This window comes from Vibrio sp. A1-1 (genome assembly GCF_021728175.1).
Taxonomy (GTDB): Bacteria; Pseudomonadota; Gammaproteobacteria; order Enterobacterales; family Vibrionaceae; genus Vibrio; species Vibrio diabolicus.
Genome location: NZ_JAKKCL010000008.1, coordinates 143,003 through 161,183, shown reverse-complemented (window position 1 = coordinate 161,183; position 18,181 = coordinate 143,003). Strand labels below are relative to the sequence as shown.

Below are 18,181 nucleotides of genomic sequence, written 5' to 3'. Positions count from 1 at the left end.
GGTGATAAGGACAAAAAATAGGACCGCATGGTCCTATTTTTTTGTCTCTGTTTTACGTTGTTGTAGCTCTTTTTCCATGAAATCGAGTCGTTCTAGTATTTGCGCTTGTTGGCTTAGGAGCTGCTCGAGCATACGTTCTTTATTGATTGAGCTGTGCGTCTGTTGTTTCGTCGGGGCGGTAAGAATAGAGGTGATAAGACCCGAAATCATACCAAAGATCCCCACACCACAAACAATGATGATGACGGCTAAAAACTTTCCTACTGAGGTCACCGGATAATGATCGCCGTAACCAACGGTTGAGATCGTTACGAATACCCACCACAAAGCATCGGCGCCAGTGCGAATATTTGCTTCTGGGTTTTTCGCTTCGATAAACAGCATGGCACTAGAACCGAGCGTAATGAGGATCACCATCAACAGTAATATTGAGGCGACCGTGGTTTCGCGGCGGTTCTCTTTGAGCTGATGCAAAATGAACTTCGACGAGCGCAGTACTAATACCACTCGAAGAATATGAAAGATACGAGCAAAGCGCAGTGGCTCTATTAATGGGATGCTCGCCACGAAATCTATCCAATGACGTTTAAGAAATAACCACCGATCTGTGGACCGGATCAAATCAATGGTGAGCTGTAATAGAAAAATACTACAGATTATGAAATCCAGACCGATAAGAACTTGACGGGTTTCGTGATCGATCGGGAAAAACAACAAGCCAGAGATCACAAATAGTGCCATAAAAGACAATATTAGTGACAACAGGCCCATCGGTCGTGTGCTGTCTTTGATATCATTGTTTTTCATACGAAGCTCGAAATAAATCGCGTAACCACGCTAAACGCGAACATAACTATAAGTAATATAAAGATTATAGATAAAGACTATATAAGACTCGGTGGAGAACTGACAATGGAAAAGCTGGCATTTAAGCCATGGGAAAGGGTCATATCCGACATTCGACTGGTTCCTAAAATGGTCATGTTGATGGTCTTCAGTACTGTCCTGATAGTGGCAAAACAACTGTGGGACGCGAACACCTTTTACGATTCACTTTTAGCGGCGACACAAAACGCGCAAGTTGCCCAACAGCATTACGAAGCATACTTAACGCAAGTTGCTTGGCAAACTGCCTTATTGATAGTGGTTTTTGTCGTGCTCTTATTAGCGGCGGCTAGAGTGATGTTGCGTCAAACACAGTATCTGAGCGACGCGATCAAACTGATGGCGAGCAAGAACCTCTCCGTGCCATTTGGTATGGATTGTAAAGATGAATACGGAGACGTGGCACGCGAGTTAGAAAAAACACGTCGCCAACTGCACGATGTGATTCAAATGCAAATCAACGCTTCTGATGAGTTATCCACACTCACGGAAGTGATGACGCTGAGCATGTCGGAAACGAAGGAATCGGCGCAAGAAGAGTTTAACGAAATTGATCAACTTGCGACGGCGATGAGTGAAATGTCGTCGACGGTGCAAACCGTCGCAGAACATGCCCAGACGGCGTCTTCTCTTACAGAGCAAGCTTCCGCACAAGCGATTTCTGGTCAACAGTTCTTGCAAAGTACGATGGCGAAAATGAGTGAACTCTCGTCGGACATCGCTTCATCGGCGCAGGCGGTTAACCAGGTCGAAGAACGTGTTGAATCCATTGGTAGTGTTGTGGGTACGATTCAAGGTATCTCTGAACAAACTAACCTGCTTGCACTGAATGCGGCGATTGAAGCGGCGCGAGCTGGCGAGGCGGGTCGTGGTTTTGCGGTGGTTGCAGATGAAGTTCGTAACCTTGCACAACGTACACAACAAGCGACGGTAGAAATTCAAGAGATGATTGCTCAGCTGCAAACCAGTGCAGAATCTGCTGTAGAACTCATGGAGAAAAGCGTAGTGGAAGCGGCCGATGGAAACGAGCTGGTTTCTAATGCTGGATCTGAGCTCGATGGTATTGTTGGGCAAGTGACGCAAATCAATGACATGAACTTCCAAATCGCGACGGCGTCTGGTCAGCAAAGCAGTGTTGCAGAAGAGATGAGTCAAAACCTCACCAATGTACGTGAGCTGGTAGAAGCCTCGGTTGTGGTTGTGACAGAGCTGCTAGAAACTTCTGAAATGATGCAAAATAATGCTGGCGAGTTAGACAAGAAGATCAAATCTTTCCAAGTTTAATATTCCATCCAGAACTTTTGATAAAACGCCCACAAACCTTTTGTGGGCGTTTTTATTTGCTTTAAGTCTGGTATAAAGAATGAGTTACCGTGCTTTTCAAACAAGGAAGAAAAATGCAGCTGCCTTCGCCACTGATTTCTATCGCTGAATCTGCCGTACAAAATGCTCAAGAGGCAGGTTATTTTCCCCTTTGGCCAGATGAGATTGCGCAGCAATTTCGCTATGTGGCGGGCTTAAGCCAGTTTATTACCGAAGCCATTCATCGCGATGAAGTTTTAGCCCGTGAGTTGCCAAGCATGTTAGCGCAACCAAGTCGTCAGGAATCTTACCGCTCACGTCTTGCTGAACTATTGGGACAATGCCCGGATGAGATGTCTGGTCATCGCGTGTTGCGTCAGTTTCGCAACCGAGAAATGGTGTACATTGCGTGGAAGGATTTCACGCATACATGGTCGCTAGAAGCTTCTTTAAGCCACTTATCCGAGTTGGCAGAAGCGATGATTTTTGAAACCTATCAATGGCAATATCAAGCGTGTTGTCAGGAGTGGGGAACGCCGACGAGTGAGGAAGGTGAAGTACAGCCGATGTTGATTATCGGCATGGGGAAACTGGGTGGCGGCGAGCTAAACTTTTCATCCGATATCGATCTGATTTTCACGTATCCAGAAAACGGTGAGACACAAGGCGCGCGCCGCAGCATTGCCAATGCCCAGTTCTTTACTCGTCTTGGTCAACGCATCATCAAAGCGCTCGACCAACAAACCTTCGATGGCTTCTGTTACCGCGTAGACATGCGTTTGCGTCCGTTTGGTGAGAGTGGTCCATTAGTCATGAGCTATGCGGCACTAGAGGATTACTATCAAGAACAGGGACGTGACTGGGAGCGTTACGCGATGATCAAAGCTCGAGTGATGGGGTGCGAAATGTACCCGCAATACCAAGAGCTACGCCAAATGCTGCGTCCTTTTGTTTTTCGTCGCTATATTGATTTCAGTGCGATTCAGTCTTTGCGTCGGATGAAATCGATGATCAGTAGTGAGGTTCGTCGCCGAGGTTTGAACAACAACATCAAGTTAGGCGCAGGTGGCATCCGAGAAATTGAATTTATCGCCCAAGTTTTTCAATTAATTCGAGGGGGGCGCGAGCCTTCTCTTCGTAATCGAGGGTTGTTGGAAACGCTGCAAGGCATTGAAGAGCTGGCGTTACTCACTTCGCAAGAAGTCAGCAGTCTAGAAGCTGCATACAAGTACTTGCGTCAATTAGAAAACTTGTTGCAAGCGATGGCGGATAAGCAAACCCAGACGCTGCCTGATTGCGAAACCGAACGCTTAAAGCTCGCCACCGCGATGCAAATGACCTCTTGGGAGCAACTGATTGAGCAAACTCAGCAGCACATGGCGAATGTCCATCAAGTATTTGAGTCGTTAATTGGTGATGATGAAGAAGACGAGGGCACTACGGTTGCTCGTCATTTTCATGAGTTATGGGATATGGCGAACAAACAAGATGTGCTTGAACATATCTTGCAGCAGGATATTCAGGTTGAAGACTTTGCTTCATGCGCGAAAACCATCATCAACTTTAAAACCGATCTGGCTAAAAAAACGTTAGGACCGCGTGGACGAGAAGTGTTAAACCGTTTGATGCCGAAGGTGTTTGATGCGGTGTTTGCTCACCCTGATGCACAGTTTGGTTTACCGCGAGTGCTGCATTTACTGCACAATATCTGCACTCGTACGACTTATCTGGAGTTATTGGATGAGCACCCAGCGGCTTTAGTACAGCTCGTGCGTTTGTGTACCGCAAGCCCAATGATTTCAGAGCAGCTATCTCGGTATCCGATCTTACTCGATGAGTTGATCGACCCTGCACAGTTGTACAATCCAATCCCATTAGACAGTTACCGTACAGAGCTGCGTGATTATCTGGCCCGTATTCCAGAAGATGATATGGAGCAGCAAATGGAAGCGTTGCGCCAGTTTAAGCAAATCTGCATTTTACGTATTGCGGCGGCGGATATTGCTGGTGCACTGCCGGTGATGAAAGTGAGTGATCACTTAACCTATTTGGCGGAAGCTATCGTTGATGCTGTGGTCAGTCAGGCTTGGTTGCAAGTGTCCGAAAAATACGGCGAGCCAACGCATGTGAAAGATCGTGAAGGCAAGGGTTTTGCCGTCATTGGCTATGGCAAAGTCGGTGGCTGGGAACTCGGCTATAACTCCGACTTGGATATCGTCTTCATGCATGACTGCCCAGTCAATGTCTATACAGATGGCAAAAAGGAAATCGACGGTCGTCAGTTCTACCTTCGCCTAGCGCAGCGCATCATCCATATTTTCTCGACTCGCACCGCTTCCGGCATTTTGTACGAAGTCGATACCCGCTTGCGCCCGTCTGGCGCGTCAGGTTTGTTGGTTAGCCCAACCGATGCGTTTGACGATTATCAGCATCAAGAAGCCTGGACATGGGAGCATCAAGCACTTGTGCGCGCGCGCTTGATTTACGGCGATGAACCCCTTGCTATTGCATTTCACAATACGCGACATGATGTGTTGTGCAAAGCGCGCGATCGGGCGGAACTGAAAAAAGCCGTTGTCGAAATGAGAGAGAAAATGCGCGGTCATCTTGGGGGGAAAAAGCCCGGCCGTTTTATGCTCAAGCAAGATGTGGGAGGGATTACCGATATCGAATTTCTCGCTCAGTACTTAGTGCTCAACTATAGTCACGATAAGCCGAAATTAACGCGTTGGTGTGATAATGTGCGCATCTTTGAAACGCTCATTGCACAAAATGTCATGGACGAAGACCAGGCAATGCAGTTGATACGTGCCTACACGACAATGCGAAACGAAATACACCGAAGAAATCTACTCAATTTAGATGCTGATGTGGTGGAAGATAAGTTTGTTGCCGAAAGGGAGTGGGTAAAACAGGCTTGGAATCAGTGGTTCAGTTAAGACCATATATTTAGCCTCGATAAGGGCTGTGATAAACTCACTTCGATTTAATTTTTGGAGACCAATAATGAAACCAATTCTACCTGATTACAACAGCGCTGGTGTGCTCATCATCGGTGATGTCATGCTAGATCGTTACTGGTATGGCCCAACCGGACGCATTTCTCCTGAAGCGCCGGTTCCTGTTGTAAAAGTAGAAAACAATGAAGAGCGTCCTGGTGGTGCTGCGAACGTTGCGATGAACATCGCATCACTAGGTGGCCATGCTCACATTGTTGGTCTAACAGGGGAAGATGAGCCTGCAAAAGTGCTGACGGAGACGCTGAGCTCACTCAATGTGAAGTGCGATTTCGTTGCACTGCCTGATTACCCAACGATCACGAAGCTTCGCGTAATGAGCCGTGGACAACAGCTTATTCGTCTCGACTTCGAAGATAAGTTTGAAAACACGGATTCTGCACCTGTGCTATCGCGTATGGATGCCGCTCTGCCAAACGTTAAAGCCGTGATTATGTCTGACTACGCAAAAGGCTCGTTAGAGCATGTTCAGGCATACATCCAAAAAGCGCGCGCAGCAAACATTCCAGTTTTCATTGACCCTAAAGGTGCGGATTTTGAACGCTACCGCGGCGCGACACTCTTAACACCAAACATGAAAGAGTTTGAAGATGTCGTTGGCAAAGTAAAATCAGACCAAGAGCTGGTTGAAAAAGCACTTCAGCTTGTTGAAGAGTTTGATTTTGAAGCGCTACTGGTTACGCGTAGTGAAAACGGCATGACGTTGATCCGCCGTGGTCAAGAGCCATTCCACCTTCCGACTCAAGCGAAAGAAGTGTACGACGTGACAGGTGCGGGCGACACGGTTATCTCTGTATTGGCAGCGTCTGTTGCCGCAGGCAAATCCTTCGAAGAAGCGTGTGCACTAGCGAATGCTGCGGCAGGCGTTGTTGTTGGTAAGCTTGGTACCTCGACCTTGTCTGAAATTGAACTGGCAGAAGCGGTACATGGCAGCCAAGACACGGATTACGGTGTGATTTCAGAAAAAGCGCTGATTGAAGCAGTGAAAAAAGCACGTGCACGTGGCGAGAAAGTCGTTATGACAAACGGCTGCTTTGATATTCTTCACGCTGGGCATGTTTCTTACCTCAATCACGCTGCAGAACTTGGTGATCGCCTGATTGTTGCGGTGAATACCGATGAATCAGTGAAGCGTCTTAAAGGGCCTGGTCGTCCTGTGAATCCAACCGATCGCCGCATGGCGGTATTGGCAGGTTTGGGCGCTGTGGATTGGGTTGTACCATTTAGTGAAGATACGCCGCAACGTTTGATCTCGGAAGTTCTGCCAAGCTTGCTAGTAAAAGGTGGTGACTACAAACCAGAAGAGATTGCTGGTGGTAAAGAAGTCATTGCTGCAGGTGGCGAAGTTCGTGTATTGAACTTTGAGGATGGTTGCTCAACCAGTGAAATCATCAATGCAATCAAAGGCGGTAAGGGCTAAGCCTACGATTTGTTGGCATTGAAACGCTATTTGTTTGTAAAAGGTCGCCAAGTGCGGCCTTTTTAATACTTGATGTTCTGAAGCGCTTTTAGGAACTGAACTATAAGCAATAAAAAACGCCAGCTGATAAATCAACTGGCGTTTTTATTTATTGAGAACTGAAGCATTCAGTCAGCAATTATTTTGCCGCTTTCAAACCTGCATCAACGTCTAAGATGTCTTGTTCGCTTAGCGTACCAACGGCTTGGCGTAGCTGAAGAACACTTAAGATGTAGTCGTAACGAGCGTTCGATAGGTTTTTATTCGCATCGTATAGACGACGAGTTGCGTCTAGCACGTCTACGATAGTACGAGTACCCACATCAAAACCTGCTTCTGTTGCTTCTAGTGCAGAGCGCGCAGAAATAACGGCTTGCTCATAAGCACGTAGTGCGCCGATAGAGGCGTTAATGTTGTTGTTTTGTGCGCGAACATCTTTTACTACGCTACGGTATTGTGCTTCAAGATCTTCACTTGCAGCCACGTACGCGTATTCAGCCTGTTTGGTTTGAGAGGTGACGTTACCACCCGTGTATAGCGGCACCGCAAGGTTCACACCGATATTGAAGTTGTCACTAGTACGGTCACTATTGGCATTACGGTTAAGGCCACTATTGAATGTGTTATCCGTGCCTGAGTAATCTCCGTAATTGTAACCACCATCTAGAGACAGCGTTGGTAGGTGGCCAGAGCTTGCTAGTGAAATATTGTCACGTGCGATATCTTGAAGAATACGTGAAGATAGCAAGGTCAGGTTTTTGGTTTTTGCTTCGTCAATTAGTGATTCAGCAGGCACGGTCGATGGGCTAGCAGTGAAGCGGCGAGTATCTAAGATGTTGAGATCTTTGTGCTCTTGACCAGTGATTTCACGTAATGACTCGTAGCTGTTAGTCAGTGCGTTTTCTGCTAACACTTCATCCGCCAGTACTTGGTCGTACTGAGCTTGCGCGTCGTGTACGTCAGTGATCGCAGATAAACCTACTTCAAAACGCTGTTTTGTTTGCTCTAGTTGACGACCAACTGCGGCTTTTTCTGCACGGACGAAGACAAGGTTGTCTTGTGCGCGTAGAACTTCAAAATACGCTTGTGAAACACGAAGAATTAGTGCTTGTTGAGTCGCAGCGTAAGTTGCGTCTGCTTGGCGAGCACTTTTTTCAGCGGTATCTAGCGAGATCCAAGATGCGCGATTGTACAGAGTTTGTGAGAAACTTACACCAGCAGTTAGAGCATCTTGATCATTAGAAGATTTGCCCAGAGCACCATCGTTATAATCGTTATCACCACGAGTTAGATTATAACCCGCAGTGAGGTTAATTTGTGGTAATAGAGCACTACGGCTTGAGGTGATTGCTTCGAAAGCTTGGTCACGTTGTGCTGCTACACTGAGCAATTGTGGATCATTTTGTTTTGCTAAGTCGTAGATTTCAGCCAAAGAGTCTGCGAACGCAGACGTACTCATGCTACCTAGCGCTGCACTGATAAATAGTGGAAGCAATTTTTTCATTTTCCATTCCCGCGGTCAATAGATTGGTTAATTCTCAGTAGTTTAACTCAATTTGCACGATATTTACTCTAAAGTTTGCACTTTTTTACACGTAATTATCCAGTTGTGCAATAAATTTTCACCAAAGACTTAAATTAATTTGTAACTATTGTACAAAAAGTTGAGCCAAGTCCTTTGAGCAAGCGAATAACAATGAGTAAACTACAAGATTCACTCAGAGAGGTGTCGAATGCAACAGTGTGACAAACAACAAAAGGATTTTACTTCGCAAGATGTAAAAGTCATCTCGAAAGAAACCTTATTTGAAGGCTTTTTCAAAATGGTGAAATATCGCTTTCAGCATAAGCTATTTGCTGGAGGTTGGAGCGAGGTTGTCGAACGAGAAATGTTCGAGCGTGGTCATGCTGCAGCGATGCTTCCTTATGATCCAAATACGGATCAAGTGGTTATCATTGAACAGATTCGAGTAGGAGCCTTAGAGCATCAATACCCATGGCAGCTAGAGATTGTCGCGGGTATGATTGACCGTGATGAATCAGCTGAAGCCGTCATTCGCCGAGAAGCTGTCGAAGAGGCGGGGATACAAGTGGGGCGTGTTGCGCCAGTCACTTCTTATTATCCTTCAGCTGGCGGTTGCTCGGAAAAGTTGGACGTATTTGTTGGTGAAGTGGACGCATCTAAAGCGCACGGCATTCATGGTTTAGACTATGAGAATGAAGATATTCGCGTGCATGTTTTAAGTCGTGAGCAAGCATATCAATGGGTGAAAGACGGAAAATTTGAAAATGGTGCGTCGATTATTGCGTTGCAATGGTTGCAATTAAACCATCAAGAGTTGAAGTCACAGTGGGGACAACCCCAAATGGTGGAGAGTAAGTAATGGCACAAGTGGCTGAAAAACAGAGGTATCATGTTGATTTAGCGGGTCTAATGAGAACCTATGAGACCAACTACGCTAAATTGAACGCCTTATTGCCTGCTTCTGCCGAAGTTGGGGATGTACGCTGCTATCAAGCGGCGAACATGGTTTACCAACTGACCGTGAATGAAATCACAAAATACACCACAGTTGTTGAGATATGTCAGAGTGATGAAACGCCAGTGTTTCCTTTACCGACGATGTCTGTCAGGCTTTATCACGATGCGAGAGTAGCCGAAGTATGCTCAAGCGGAGAGTTCTCTCGCATAAAAGCTAAGTATGATTATCCCAACGACCAACTGATGCAGAAAGATGAAAAGCATCAACTAAACACATTCCTCGGTGAATGGCTGACGTTTTGTTTACGAAGTGGTATCAGTAGAACACCACTTGCCTTCAATTGATCGTCACGTCACTAAAGGAAAATAACAAATAACGATATAGTGGACGAATCAGGTTTTCATTTTGCAATCATCTAGTGACAGCATCAAACTTTTACAAATTACGGATACTCATCTGTTTGCTGCCGATGAGGGAAGTTTGCTGAGCGTAAAAACGGCCGATAGCTTTAACGCTGTTGTTGCTGATGTTTTACGCCGCAACGTGACGTTTGATTACATCTTGGCGACAGGGGACATTTCCCAAGACCATAGTGCAGAATCTTACCAGCGCTTTGCCGAAGGCATTGAACCGCTAGAGAAAGACTGCTTTTGGCTGCCTGGTAATCATGACTACAAGCCCAATATGGGCAGTGTATTACCTTCGCAACAAATCAAAGCGGCAGAGCATGTATTGCTTGGCGCGCATTGGCAGTTGGTTCTTTTAGACTCGCAAGTTGTTGGCGTTCCCCACGGACGCTTGAGTGATCAGCAGTTAGCGTTACTCGAAGAAAAGTTAGCAGAACACCCAGAAAGGCACACACTTGTGTTGCTGCATCACCATCCATTATTAGTGGGAAGCGCGTGGCTTGATCAACATACCTTAAAAGATGCCGAAGCGTTCTGGCAGGTTGTCGATCGTTTTGATAACGTGAAAGGTATTCTCTGTGGTCATGTTCATCAAGACATGAATGTGCTTCATAATGGCATTCGAGTGATGGCAACACCCTCGACGTGTGTTCAGTTTAAGCCTAACTCGGATGATTTTGCCCTCGATACGACTTCGCCTGGTTGGCGTGAACTGCAGCTGCATGCTTGTGGTGATATTACGACTCAAGTGGGCCGACTTCCTGATGGTCAGTTCCAACCAGACTTCTCTTCTAACGGATACTAACGCGCCCGAGCTCTATGTTCGGGCTCGCTTTTTTGTGCGAGATATCTATGAGTAAACCTTCACTTCTTCTGTATATCCATGGTTTTAACAGCTCCCCACTCTCAATGAAAGCCAATGTGATGAGAGCATACTGCGAGCAGCATCGTCCTGATATCAAAGTGATTGTTCCCCAGTTACCTTGTTATCCTCAACAAGCGGCGAAAATGTTGTTGGATATCATCGAGCAATATAAAGACGACTATAACATTGGTCTGGTGGGCAGCTCATTAGGCGGCTTTATGTCAATGTGGCTAAATGACAAGTTTGGATTTAAAGCGGTTGTGGTCAACCCCGCGGTTAAGCCCTATGAGTTGTTAGTAGATTATTTGGGTGAGCAAACTAACCCTTATACGCACGAAACCTATACACTTGAAGCTTGTCATATTGACGAGTTAAAAGCTCTTGATGTACAAAGCATCGCGTCGCCACATTCTTTCTGGTTGTTGCAGCAAACAGAAGATGAGGTTTTAGACTATCGACAAGCGGTAGATAAGTTTGCAGACGCTAAGCAAACAGTAGAACAAGGCGGTGATCACAGTTTTGTAGGCTTTGAGCGTTATCCTGCACAGATTATCGAATTTCTAGAACTGTAATTCGAAAGCGATTGGAAAAGGCTCATAGTTTTTATTGATATATCCAACCGTTTCTTGACATGGGCGGTATGCTTTCCGACTATGTTTTGCCAAAAGATCTTAAGGGTCGAGGACCCTGGCTACTTTGTTATGCATCATGTTTACAAGCACTTAGTGATGTGAACAGGGTGGCTTTTTCGTTTCCTGAGTATGGGGTCACCCATTGGTGATATTCAGGCAACAAGTAAACTTTGAGAATAATTCCGTATTATGACTGAACAATATAATGCTGGTGCCATTGAAGTACTGAATGGCTTAGAGCCAGTACGTCGCCGACCAGGGATGTATACGGATACAGCGCGCCCAAACCATTTGGGCCAAGAAGTTATCGACAACAGTGTCGATGAAGCGCTAGCCGGACATGCCTCAAAAGTACAAGTCATCCTACATGCCGACCAATCACTAGAAGTGATCGATGATGGTCGAGGCATGCCTGTTGATATCCACCCAGAAGAGAAAGTGTCAGGCGTAGAGTTAATCCTATGCAAGCTGCACGCAGGTGGTAAGTTCTCTAACAAAAACTACCAATTCTCTGGTGGTTTGCACGGGGTAGGTATTTCGGTAGTAAACGCGTTGTCAAAACGCGTTGAAGTAACCGTTCGTCGTGATGGTCAAGTGTATGAAATTGCATTTGAACACGGTGATAAAGTCTCTGACCTGACCGTAACCGGCACATGTGGTCGTCGCAATCGCGGTACCAGCGTGCATTTCTGGCCTGATGCGAAGTACTTCGATTCGGCTAACTTCTCTGTTACGCGCTTAGTCAACAACCTGCGCGCAAAAGCGGTTTTGTGCCCGGGCCTAGAGATTACATTAACCGACAAAGTTAATGGTAAAGACTATAAGTGGTACTACGAAGACGGTCTTAAAGACTATCTTGCGGAAGGCGTAAAAGGCTACCCAGTTATTCCTGAAGAACCATTTACTGGTGAGTTCTTGGCGGATACCGAAGCAGCAAACTGGGCGGTAATTTGGCAGCCAGAAGGTGGTGAGATGATCACCGAAAGCTACGTTAACCTGATCCCAACCGCTCAAGGTGGTACGCACGTTAATGGTTTACGCCAAGGCTTGTTAGAAGCGATGCGCGAATTCTGTGAGTTCCGTAATCTATTACCTCGTGGCGTGAAGCTAACGGGTGATGACGTTTTCGACCGCTGTTCTTACGTGTTGTCGGTTAAAATTCAAGATCCGCAATTTGCAGGCCAGACCAAAGAACGTCTGTCTTCTCGTCAAACCGCGGCATTTGTCTCTGGCGTAGTAAAAGATGCGTTCAGTCTTTGGTTGAACGAAAAGCCTCAGCTAGCAGAGCAATTGGCAGAAGTCTGTATCGCTAACGCGCACCGTCGTATGCGTGCAGCGAAAAAAGTCGTACGTAAGAAAGTGGCGTCCGGCCCGGCACTGCCAGGCAAGTTGACCGACTGTTCAGCACAGGACTTAAGTCGCACTGAAATCTTCTTTGTGGAGGGTGACTCTGCGGGTGGCTCGGCAAAACAGGCACGTGACCGTGAATTCCAAGCCGTGATGCCACTGCGTGGTAAGATCTTGAACACGTGGGAAGTCTCTGCCGATCAAGTTCTTGCGTCTCAAGAAGTACACGATATCTCAGTGGCTTTGGGGATTGATCCTGACAGCGATAACCTTGAGGGGTTGCGCTACGGTAAGATCTGTATCCTTGCCGATGCGGACTCGGATGGTCTTCACATCGCAACGCTGCTTTGTGCACTGTTCACTCGTCACTTCCGTGCACTGGTTGAAGCGGGTCATATCTACGTGGCGATGCCGCCTCTGTATCGAATCGATTGCGGGAAAGAAGTGTTCTACGCCCTCGATGACGATGAAAAAGATGGCATCTTAGAGCGCTTGTCGAAGAAGAAAGCCAAAATCAACGTGCAACGATTCAAAGGTTTGGGTGAGATGAACCCACTTCAGTTGCGTGAAACCACCATGGATCCGAACACGCGTCGCTTAGTGCAGTTAACCATTGACGACTCTACGGCGACCATGGAAATGATGGACATGCTGCTAGGTAAAAAGCGTGCAGATGACCGTCGTTCTTGGCTACAAAACAACGGCGACTTGGCAGAGGTGTAACGGATGTCTACAGAAATTACCTACGATGGCGTCGAACAGTTGCCAATGCGCAAGTTCACTGAAGACGCTTATCTGAACTACTCGATGTACGTAATCATGGACCGCGCCTTGCCATACATTGGTGATGGCTTAAAGCCGGTTCAACGACGCATCATTTATGCGATGTCAGAGCTTGGTCTTTCTGCATCAGCAAAATACAAAAAATCTGCACGTACCGTTGGTGACGTGTTAGGTAAATACCATCCGCACGGTGATTCAGCGTGTTACGAAGCGATGGTATTGATGGCTCAGCCATTCTCTTACCGCTATCCATTAGTGGATGGTCAAGGTAACTGGGGTGCGCCAGATGACCCGAAATCATTCGCGGCAATGCGTTATACCGAAGCAAAACTGTCTAAGTTTGCTGAAGTATTGCTAGGCGAACTGGGCCAGGGTACGGTTGAATGGCAACCTAACTTTGATGGCACAATGAAAGAGCCACAAATGTTGCCAGCACGTCTGCCTCATATCCTGCTTAACGGTGTAACCGGTATTGCGGTTGGTATGGCAACAGATATCCCACCGCATAACGTTCGTGAAATCGCAGATGCGACTATTCATTTGATCGACAACCCGAAAGCAGAACTGCCGGACGTGATGCAATATGTTAAAGGTCCGGATTACCCAACAGAAGCAGAAATCATCTCGCCGCAAGCGGATATTGAGAAGATTTACCGCAATGGTCGCGGCAGCATCAAGATGCGCGCGGTATGGCACAAAGAAGGGGCTGATATCGTTATCACCTCTCTGCCACACCAAGTATCGGGTGCAAAACTGCTTGAGCAAATCGCTAACCAGATGCGAGCGAAGAAGCTGCCAATGGTTGACGATCTTCGTGACGAGTCGGATCACGAGAACCCAACGCGTATCGTTGTGGTTCCTAAGTCAAACCGCGTCGATTGTGATTTGTTGATGAACCACTTGTTCGCATCAACGGATCTTGAGCGCAGCTACCGCGTTAACTTGAACATGATTGGTTTGGATAATCGTCCTCAAGTTAAAGGTCTGGTGCAAATTCTGTCAGAGTGGATTGAGTTCCGTCGCACGACCGTACGTCGTCGTCTACAACACCGCCTAGACAAAGTCATGGCTCGCTTACACATTTTGGAAGGTTTGCTGGTTGCTTACCTAAACCTAGATGAAGTGATTGAGATCATCCGTACTGAAGATGATCCTAAAGCGGTATTGATGGCACGTTTTGGTATTACCGATATCCAAGCGGATGCGATTCTAGACACCAAACTTCGTCACCTAGCCAAACTAGAAGAGATGAAGATCCGTGGTGAGCAAGACGAGCTAGAGAAAGAGCGTGAGAAGCTAGAACAGCTGCTCGGTTCTGAGCGTCGTCTAAACACACTACTGAAAAAAGAAATCAAAGCGGATGCTGAGAAATACGGTGATGACCGTCGATCTCCATTGGTTGAGCGTGCAGAGGCAAAAGCGCTTACTGAACGTGATCTTGTTCCAAGCGAACCAATCACGGTTGTGCTTTCTGAGAAAGGTTGGATTCGTCACGCGAAAGGCCATGACGTAGATGCAGAAGGCCTGAACTATAAGTCGGGTGATAAATACTTAGCGCATGCGCGAGGTAAGAGTAATCAGCCAGCGGTATTCCTAGGTAGTGACGGTCGAAGTTACTCTCTGGAATCACACTCGCTGCCTTCTGCTCGTAGTCAAGGTGAGCCGATTACCGGTCGTTTGAATATTACGGCTGGTAGCAGTATTCGCCAAGTGATCATGAGTGAAGAAGATCAGCTGTGGCTGGTGGGCTCTGATGCAGGTTACGGTTTTGTATGTAAAGGCGCTGACTTGCTGTCTAAAAACCGCAGTGGTAAAGCGCTGGTCACTTTACCGGCTAACTCTGAGGTCATGACGCCAAAAGCGATTGAAGATTTAGATTCTGATGAAATCTTAGCAATCACTAACCAAGGTCGCATGCTGCTGTTCCCAATCAAAGACCTGCCACAACTGGCGAAAGGTAAAGGGAATAAGATCATCAATATTCCTGCTGCTAAAGCAAAAGAGCGAGAAGAAGTACTATCTCACTTAATGTCTTTACCAAAAGGTGCATCGTTAACGCTGTACGCGGGTAAGCGAAAGTTGGGTCTTAAACCGTCTGACCTTGATAACTTCCGTGGCGAACGTGGTCGCCGAGGTGGGTTATTACCAAGAGGTTTGCAGCGAGTCACTCGCATTGAGGTTGAGCTGGACGATTCCGATACGACGGAAACACCAAGCGATAGCGAGTAACGCACAAATAAAAAATCCCAGCCAATGGCTGGGATTTTTTATGCTTCTTGCTTGTCTTCAGCAATCGTGACTTTCAAGCTCATCTCTTTTCCTTTGCGAATAATGCCGACATCCACGGTGGTGCCAGGCCGTAAATCGGTGACGATATCCATAACGCTCTGACGTCCTTGAACTTTATTGCCATCAATACTGATAATGATATCTTGTTTTTGAAAGCCAGCCGCATTTGCTGGGCCATTTGGATCAATACCAAGTACGACAATACCACCTATGTGTTCATTTCCAAGTAGACGAGCAGTGACCGCATTAATGTCTTGGCCGTCGATTCCAATATAACCACGAATCACGCGGCCATCAGCGATGATTTTCTGCATGATCTTACTCGCTAGTGGCGCAGGGATAGCAAAAGAAATACCGTAAGTTTCTAAGTCTGTCGCTTGCTGAAAAGAGGCGGTATTAATGCCGACGAGCTCACCTTGAGTGTTCACTAGGGCGCCACCAGAGTTCCCCTCATTGATAGCGGCATCGGTTTGAATAAATGCTTGGCGACCATCGCTAATAGATGAGCGTCCTGTTGCTGAAATAATGCCGAACGTTGTGGTTTGCCCAAGGTTGTATGGGTTACCGATGGCTAGGACCACATCACCAACTTGTGGTTTGTAATTAGAGTTAAGAGGAATAACAGGTAAATTCGAACCTTCGACACGAAGTACGGCAATGTCTGTGCGTTTATCCGTGCCAACTAGCTGAGCTGCCGCGGCTCTACCGTCTTGTAATGCGACAACAATTTGGTCTGCTTGAGCAACCACATGGTAGTTGGTAATGATGTAGCCTTTCTCACTGACAATGACACCTGAACCCAGACCTTGAGTCGAGAGTTTACTGCGATCATTTTCAACATATTTACGGCTGTAGATGTTTACTACGGCAGGTGCTGCTCTTCGCACCGCCTGATTAAATGTCAACTCAACGGACGCGATATTAACAGGTTGCGGATCTAGCGCGGCAGGAATTACGTTGTGGCGCAAAGATGGCACCGCCAGTAATACCACTGCGGCAGTAGCCAAGCCTAAAAAGACAGAACGTAATAAAAAGCTGAGCATATCCTCTCCATGCATGAGCGCCAAAATGGCATAGAAGATGAAGAATAGCATTACATTGAAAAATAACAAAAGGGCAGCACGGAATCGTGCTGCCCTTTTCATTAGCTATTGAGCGATAAGGAAAAGTATTCGAGGCTTATTACTCGATGCTATGCATCGAAAACCTTATTTCCTATTACTTTGAAAGTGACTAACGAATAACAAGATAAATAGTACGTTCGCCACGCTGAATATTCAGAGCCAATACGCCTTTGTGCTTATCCACGATTGCACGAAGCTCAGCAAGGTTTTTCACGCGCTGACGGTTCACACCGATAATGATGTCCCCTTGTTGTAATTGATATTGAGCAGCCGGAGAGTTATCTGCAACGCTCGATACTTTAACGCCTTGAATTGCATCACTTGGTGTCGTATTGCTTAATTCCGCACCCTTGAGCCCTTCGTGTAATGTTTCGGCTTTGGCTTTCATATTTGTAGATTCGCCAAGCGTTACATCAAAGGTTTTATTCTTACCATCTCGAACCACACCTAACGTGATTTCTTTTCCTGCGCCCAGCGTTGCCACTTTTGCGCGGAGCTCTGAGAAAGTATTAATCGCTTTGCCGTTTACCGATACAATTACATCACCGGCTTTCAATCCAGCTTTATCGGCTGCGCTGTCTGGTACGACTTGGCCAATAAAGGCTCCTTTACTCGACTCGTAACCCAATGCATCAGCCAGCTCAGAGGTTACTTCACCGCCCTGTACACCCAACATGCCGCGTTTGACTTCACCAAACTCTAGAATTTGCTCGGTGAGGTTTTTCATCATGTTGGACGGAATCGCAAAGCCAATCCCCACGTTACCGCCGTTAGGGCCTAAAATCGCAGTATTAATACCGATCAGCTCACCATTAAGGTTGACCAATGCACCACCAGAGTTACCGCTGTTAATTGCGGCATCGGTTTGGATGAAGTTTTCGAAGTTTTCAACGTTCAAGCCACTACGGCCTAACGCTGAGACGATGCCCGACGTCACGGTTTGACCGAGTCCGAATGGGTTACCAATCGCAACCGTAAAGTCACCTACGCGAAGTTTGTCGGAATCTGCGACTTTAATTTGCGTTAAGTTTTTCGCTTTTTCTAATTTAAGCAACGCAACATCGGCCATCTCATCGCCGCCAACGAGCGTAGCGTCATACTCGCGACCATCATAGAGGCGAACTCGAATCTCATCCGCGCCCTTGATTACGTGGTAGTTAGTGACGATATGCCCTTTTTTCGCATCAATAATGACACCAGAACCTAAACCTCTGAACGGGCGCTCGCGCCTTTGCTCCATCGGAAAGTCCGGTCCAAAGAAGAATTGAAATTGTTCGGGAATACGGCTGGTTTGTACTTGTTTGCCTTCTACAGCAATACTCACAACAGCAGGGGTTACTTTCTCAAGCATGGGCGCCAAGCTAGGTAACTGTTGGCCATCCACATTTAAAGGTAATGCGGCGGTGGCTTGAACTGGCGCAATAATAGAGCCCAAACTCAGAGATAGAACGGTGAGCGCAAGCAGTGGTTTTTTCATCCAATAACTCCTCTTGAAACATGTCTGCCAAAAAGAAATATCCGAACGGTTAGTTCACTTTGTTAATAACTAATATAGGGCCTAGTTCGGATAATCAAAGGGGGAGGCAGT

General features: G+C 46.7%; 13 protein-coding genes. 9 read left to right on the top strand and 4 right to left on the bottom strand.

Features of this window, described 5'->3' with window-relative positions; genetic code table 11:
• Positions 1-33: 33 nt before the first annotated feature.
• Entirely contained in the window at positions 34-807 is a 774-nt protein-coding gene (locus tag L3V30_RS13460; protein WP_237309081.1) for a potassium channel family protein, read from the bottom strand.
• 105 nt (positions 808-912) lie between these two features.
• Between L3V30_RS13460 and L3V30_RS13455 the strand changes: the two genes are divergently transcribed.
• The 3 genes from L3V30_RS13455 to hldE all read left to right on the top strand — a co-directional run bounded on the left by L3V30_RS13455 (position 913) and on the right by hldE (position 6,624).
• A complete protein-coding gene (locus tag L3V30_RS13455; RefSeq protein WP_005395942.1) occupies positions 913-2,169 on the top strand; it encodes a methyl-accepting chemotaxis protein in 1,257 nt (418 codons plus the stop codon).
• Between the two features lie 113 nt (positions 2,170-2,282).
• Entirely contained in the window at positions 2,283-5,126 is a 2,844-nt protein-coding gene (gene glnE, locus L3V30_RS13450; protein WP_237309080.1) for a bifunctional [glutamate--ammonia ligase]-adenylyl-L-tyrosine phosphorylase/[glutamate--ammonia-ligase] adenylyltransferase, read from the top strand.
• Between the two features lie 67 nt (positions 5,127-5,193).
• Entirely contained in the window at positions 5,194-6,624 is a 1,431-nt protein-coding gene (gene hldE, locus L3V30_RS13445; protein WP_012842166.1) for a bifunctional D-glycero-beta-D-manno-heptose-7-phosphate kinase/D-glycero-beta-D-manno-heptose 1-phosphate adenylyltransferase HldE, read from the top strand.
• 178 nt (positions 6,625-6,802) lie between these two features.
• Here the strand turns inward: hldE and tolC are convergent, their stop codons facing one another.
• On the bottom strand, positions 6,803-8,167 hold the full coding sequence (gene tolC / locus L3V30_RS13440) for an outer membrane channel protein TolC (RefSeq protein ID WP_053808562.1): 1,365 nt from the start codon (positions 8,165-8,167) through the stop codon (positions 6,803-6,805).
• A gap of 229 nt (positions 8,168-8,396) precedes the next feature.
• Between tolC and nudF the strand changes: the two genes are divergently transcribed.
• The 6 genes from nudF (at position 8,397) to parC (ending at position 15,409) form a co-directional block, all read left to right on the top strand.
• Positions 8,397-9,047 (top strand): ADP-ribose diphosphatase, encoded by a 651-nt coding sequence (gene nudF, locus L3V30_RS13435; RefSeq protein WP_170892353.1) that lies wholly within the window; start codon positions 8,397-8,399, stop codon positions 9,045-9,047.
• Entirely contained in the window at positions 9,047-9,490 is a 444-nt protein-coding gene (locus L3V30_RS13430; RefSeq protein WP_005395930.1) for a DUF1249 family protein, read from the top strand. Before nudF ends, L3V30_RS13430 begins: the two co-directional genes overlap by 1 nt.
• A 61-nt stretch (positions 9,491-9,551) precedes the next feature.
• Positions 9,552-10,358, top strand: coding sequence for a 3',5'-cyclic-AMP phosphodiesterase (gene cpdA / locus L3V30_RS13425; protein WP_046874001.1), 807 nt, complete (start codon positions 9,552-9,554; stop codon positions 10,356-10,358).
• 47 nt (positions 10,359-10,405) lie between these two features.
• Complete coding sequence (yqiA, locus tag L3V30_RS13420; RefSeq protein ID WP_046874000.1) at positions 10,406-10,990, top strand: esterase YqiA; 585 nt, start codon at positions 10,406-10,408, stop codon at positions 10,988-10,990.
• Positions 10,991-11,239: 249 nt separating this feature from the next.
• A complete protein-coding gene (gene parE, locus L3V30_RS13415) occupies positions 11,240-13,120 on the top strand; it encodes a DNA topoisomerase IV subunit B (protein WP_006743361.1) in 1,881 nt (626 codons plus the stop codon).
• 3 nt (positions 13,121-13,123) lie between these two features.
• Positions 13,124-15,409: a DNA topoisomerase IV subunit A gene (gene parC, locus L3V30_RS13410; RefSeq protein WP_164666723.1), complete on the top strand. Its 2,286-nt coding sequence runs from the start codon at positions 13,124-13,126 to the stop codon at positions 15,407-15,409.
• A gap of 38 nt (positions 15,410-15,447) precedes the next feature.
• On the opposite strand, the gene degS is transcribed toward parC, so the two are convergent.
• On the bottom strand, positions 15,448-16,512 hold the full coding sequence (gene degS / locus L3V30_RS13405; RefSeq protein WP_046873999.1) for an outer membrane-stress sensor serine endopeptidase DegS: 1,065 nt from the start codon (positions 16,510-16,512) through the stop codon (positions 15,448-15,450).
• A gap of 190 nt (positions 16,513-16,702) precedes the next feature.
• Positions 16,703-18,070, bottom strand: coding sequence for a Do family serine endopeptidase (locus L3V30_RS13400; RefSeq protein ID WP_005395920.1), 1,368 nt, complete (start codon positions 18,068-18,070; stop codon positions 16,703-16,705).
• Between the last annotated feature and the right edge of the window lie 111 nt (positions 18,071-18,181).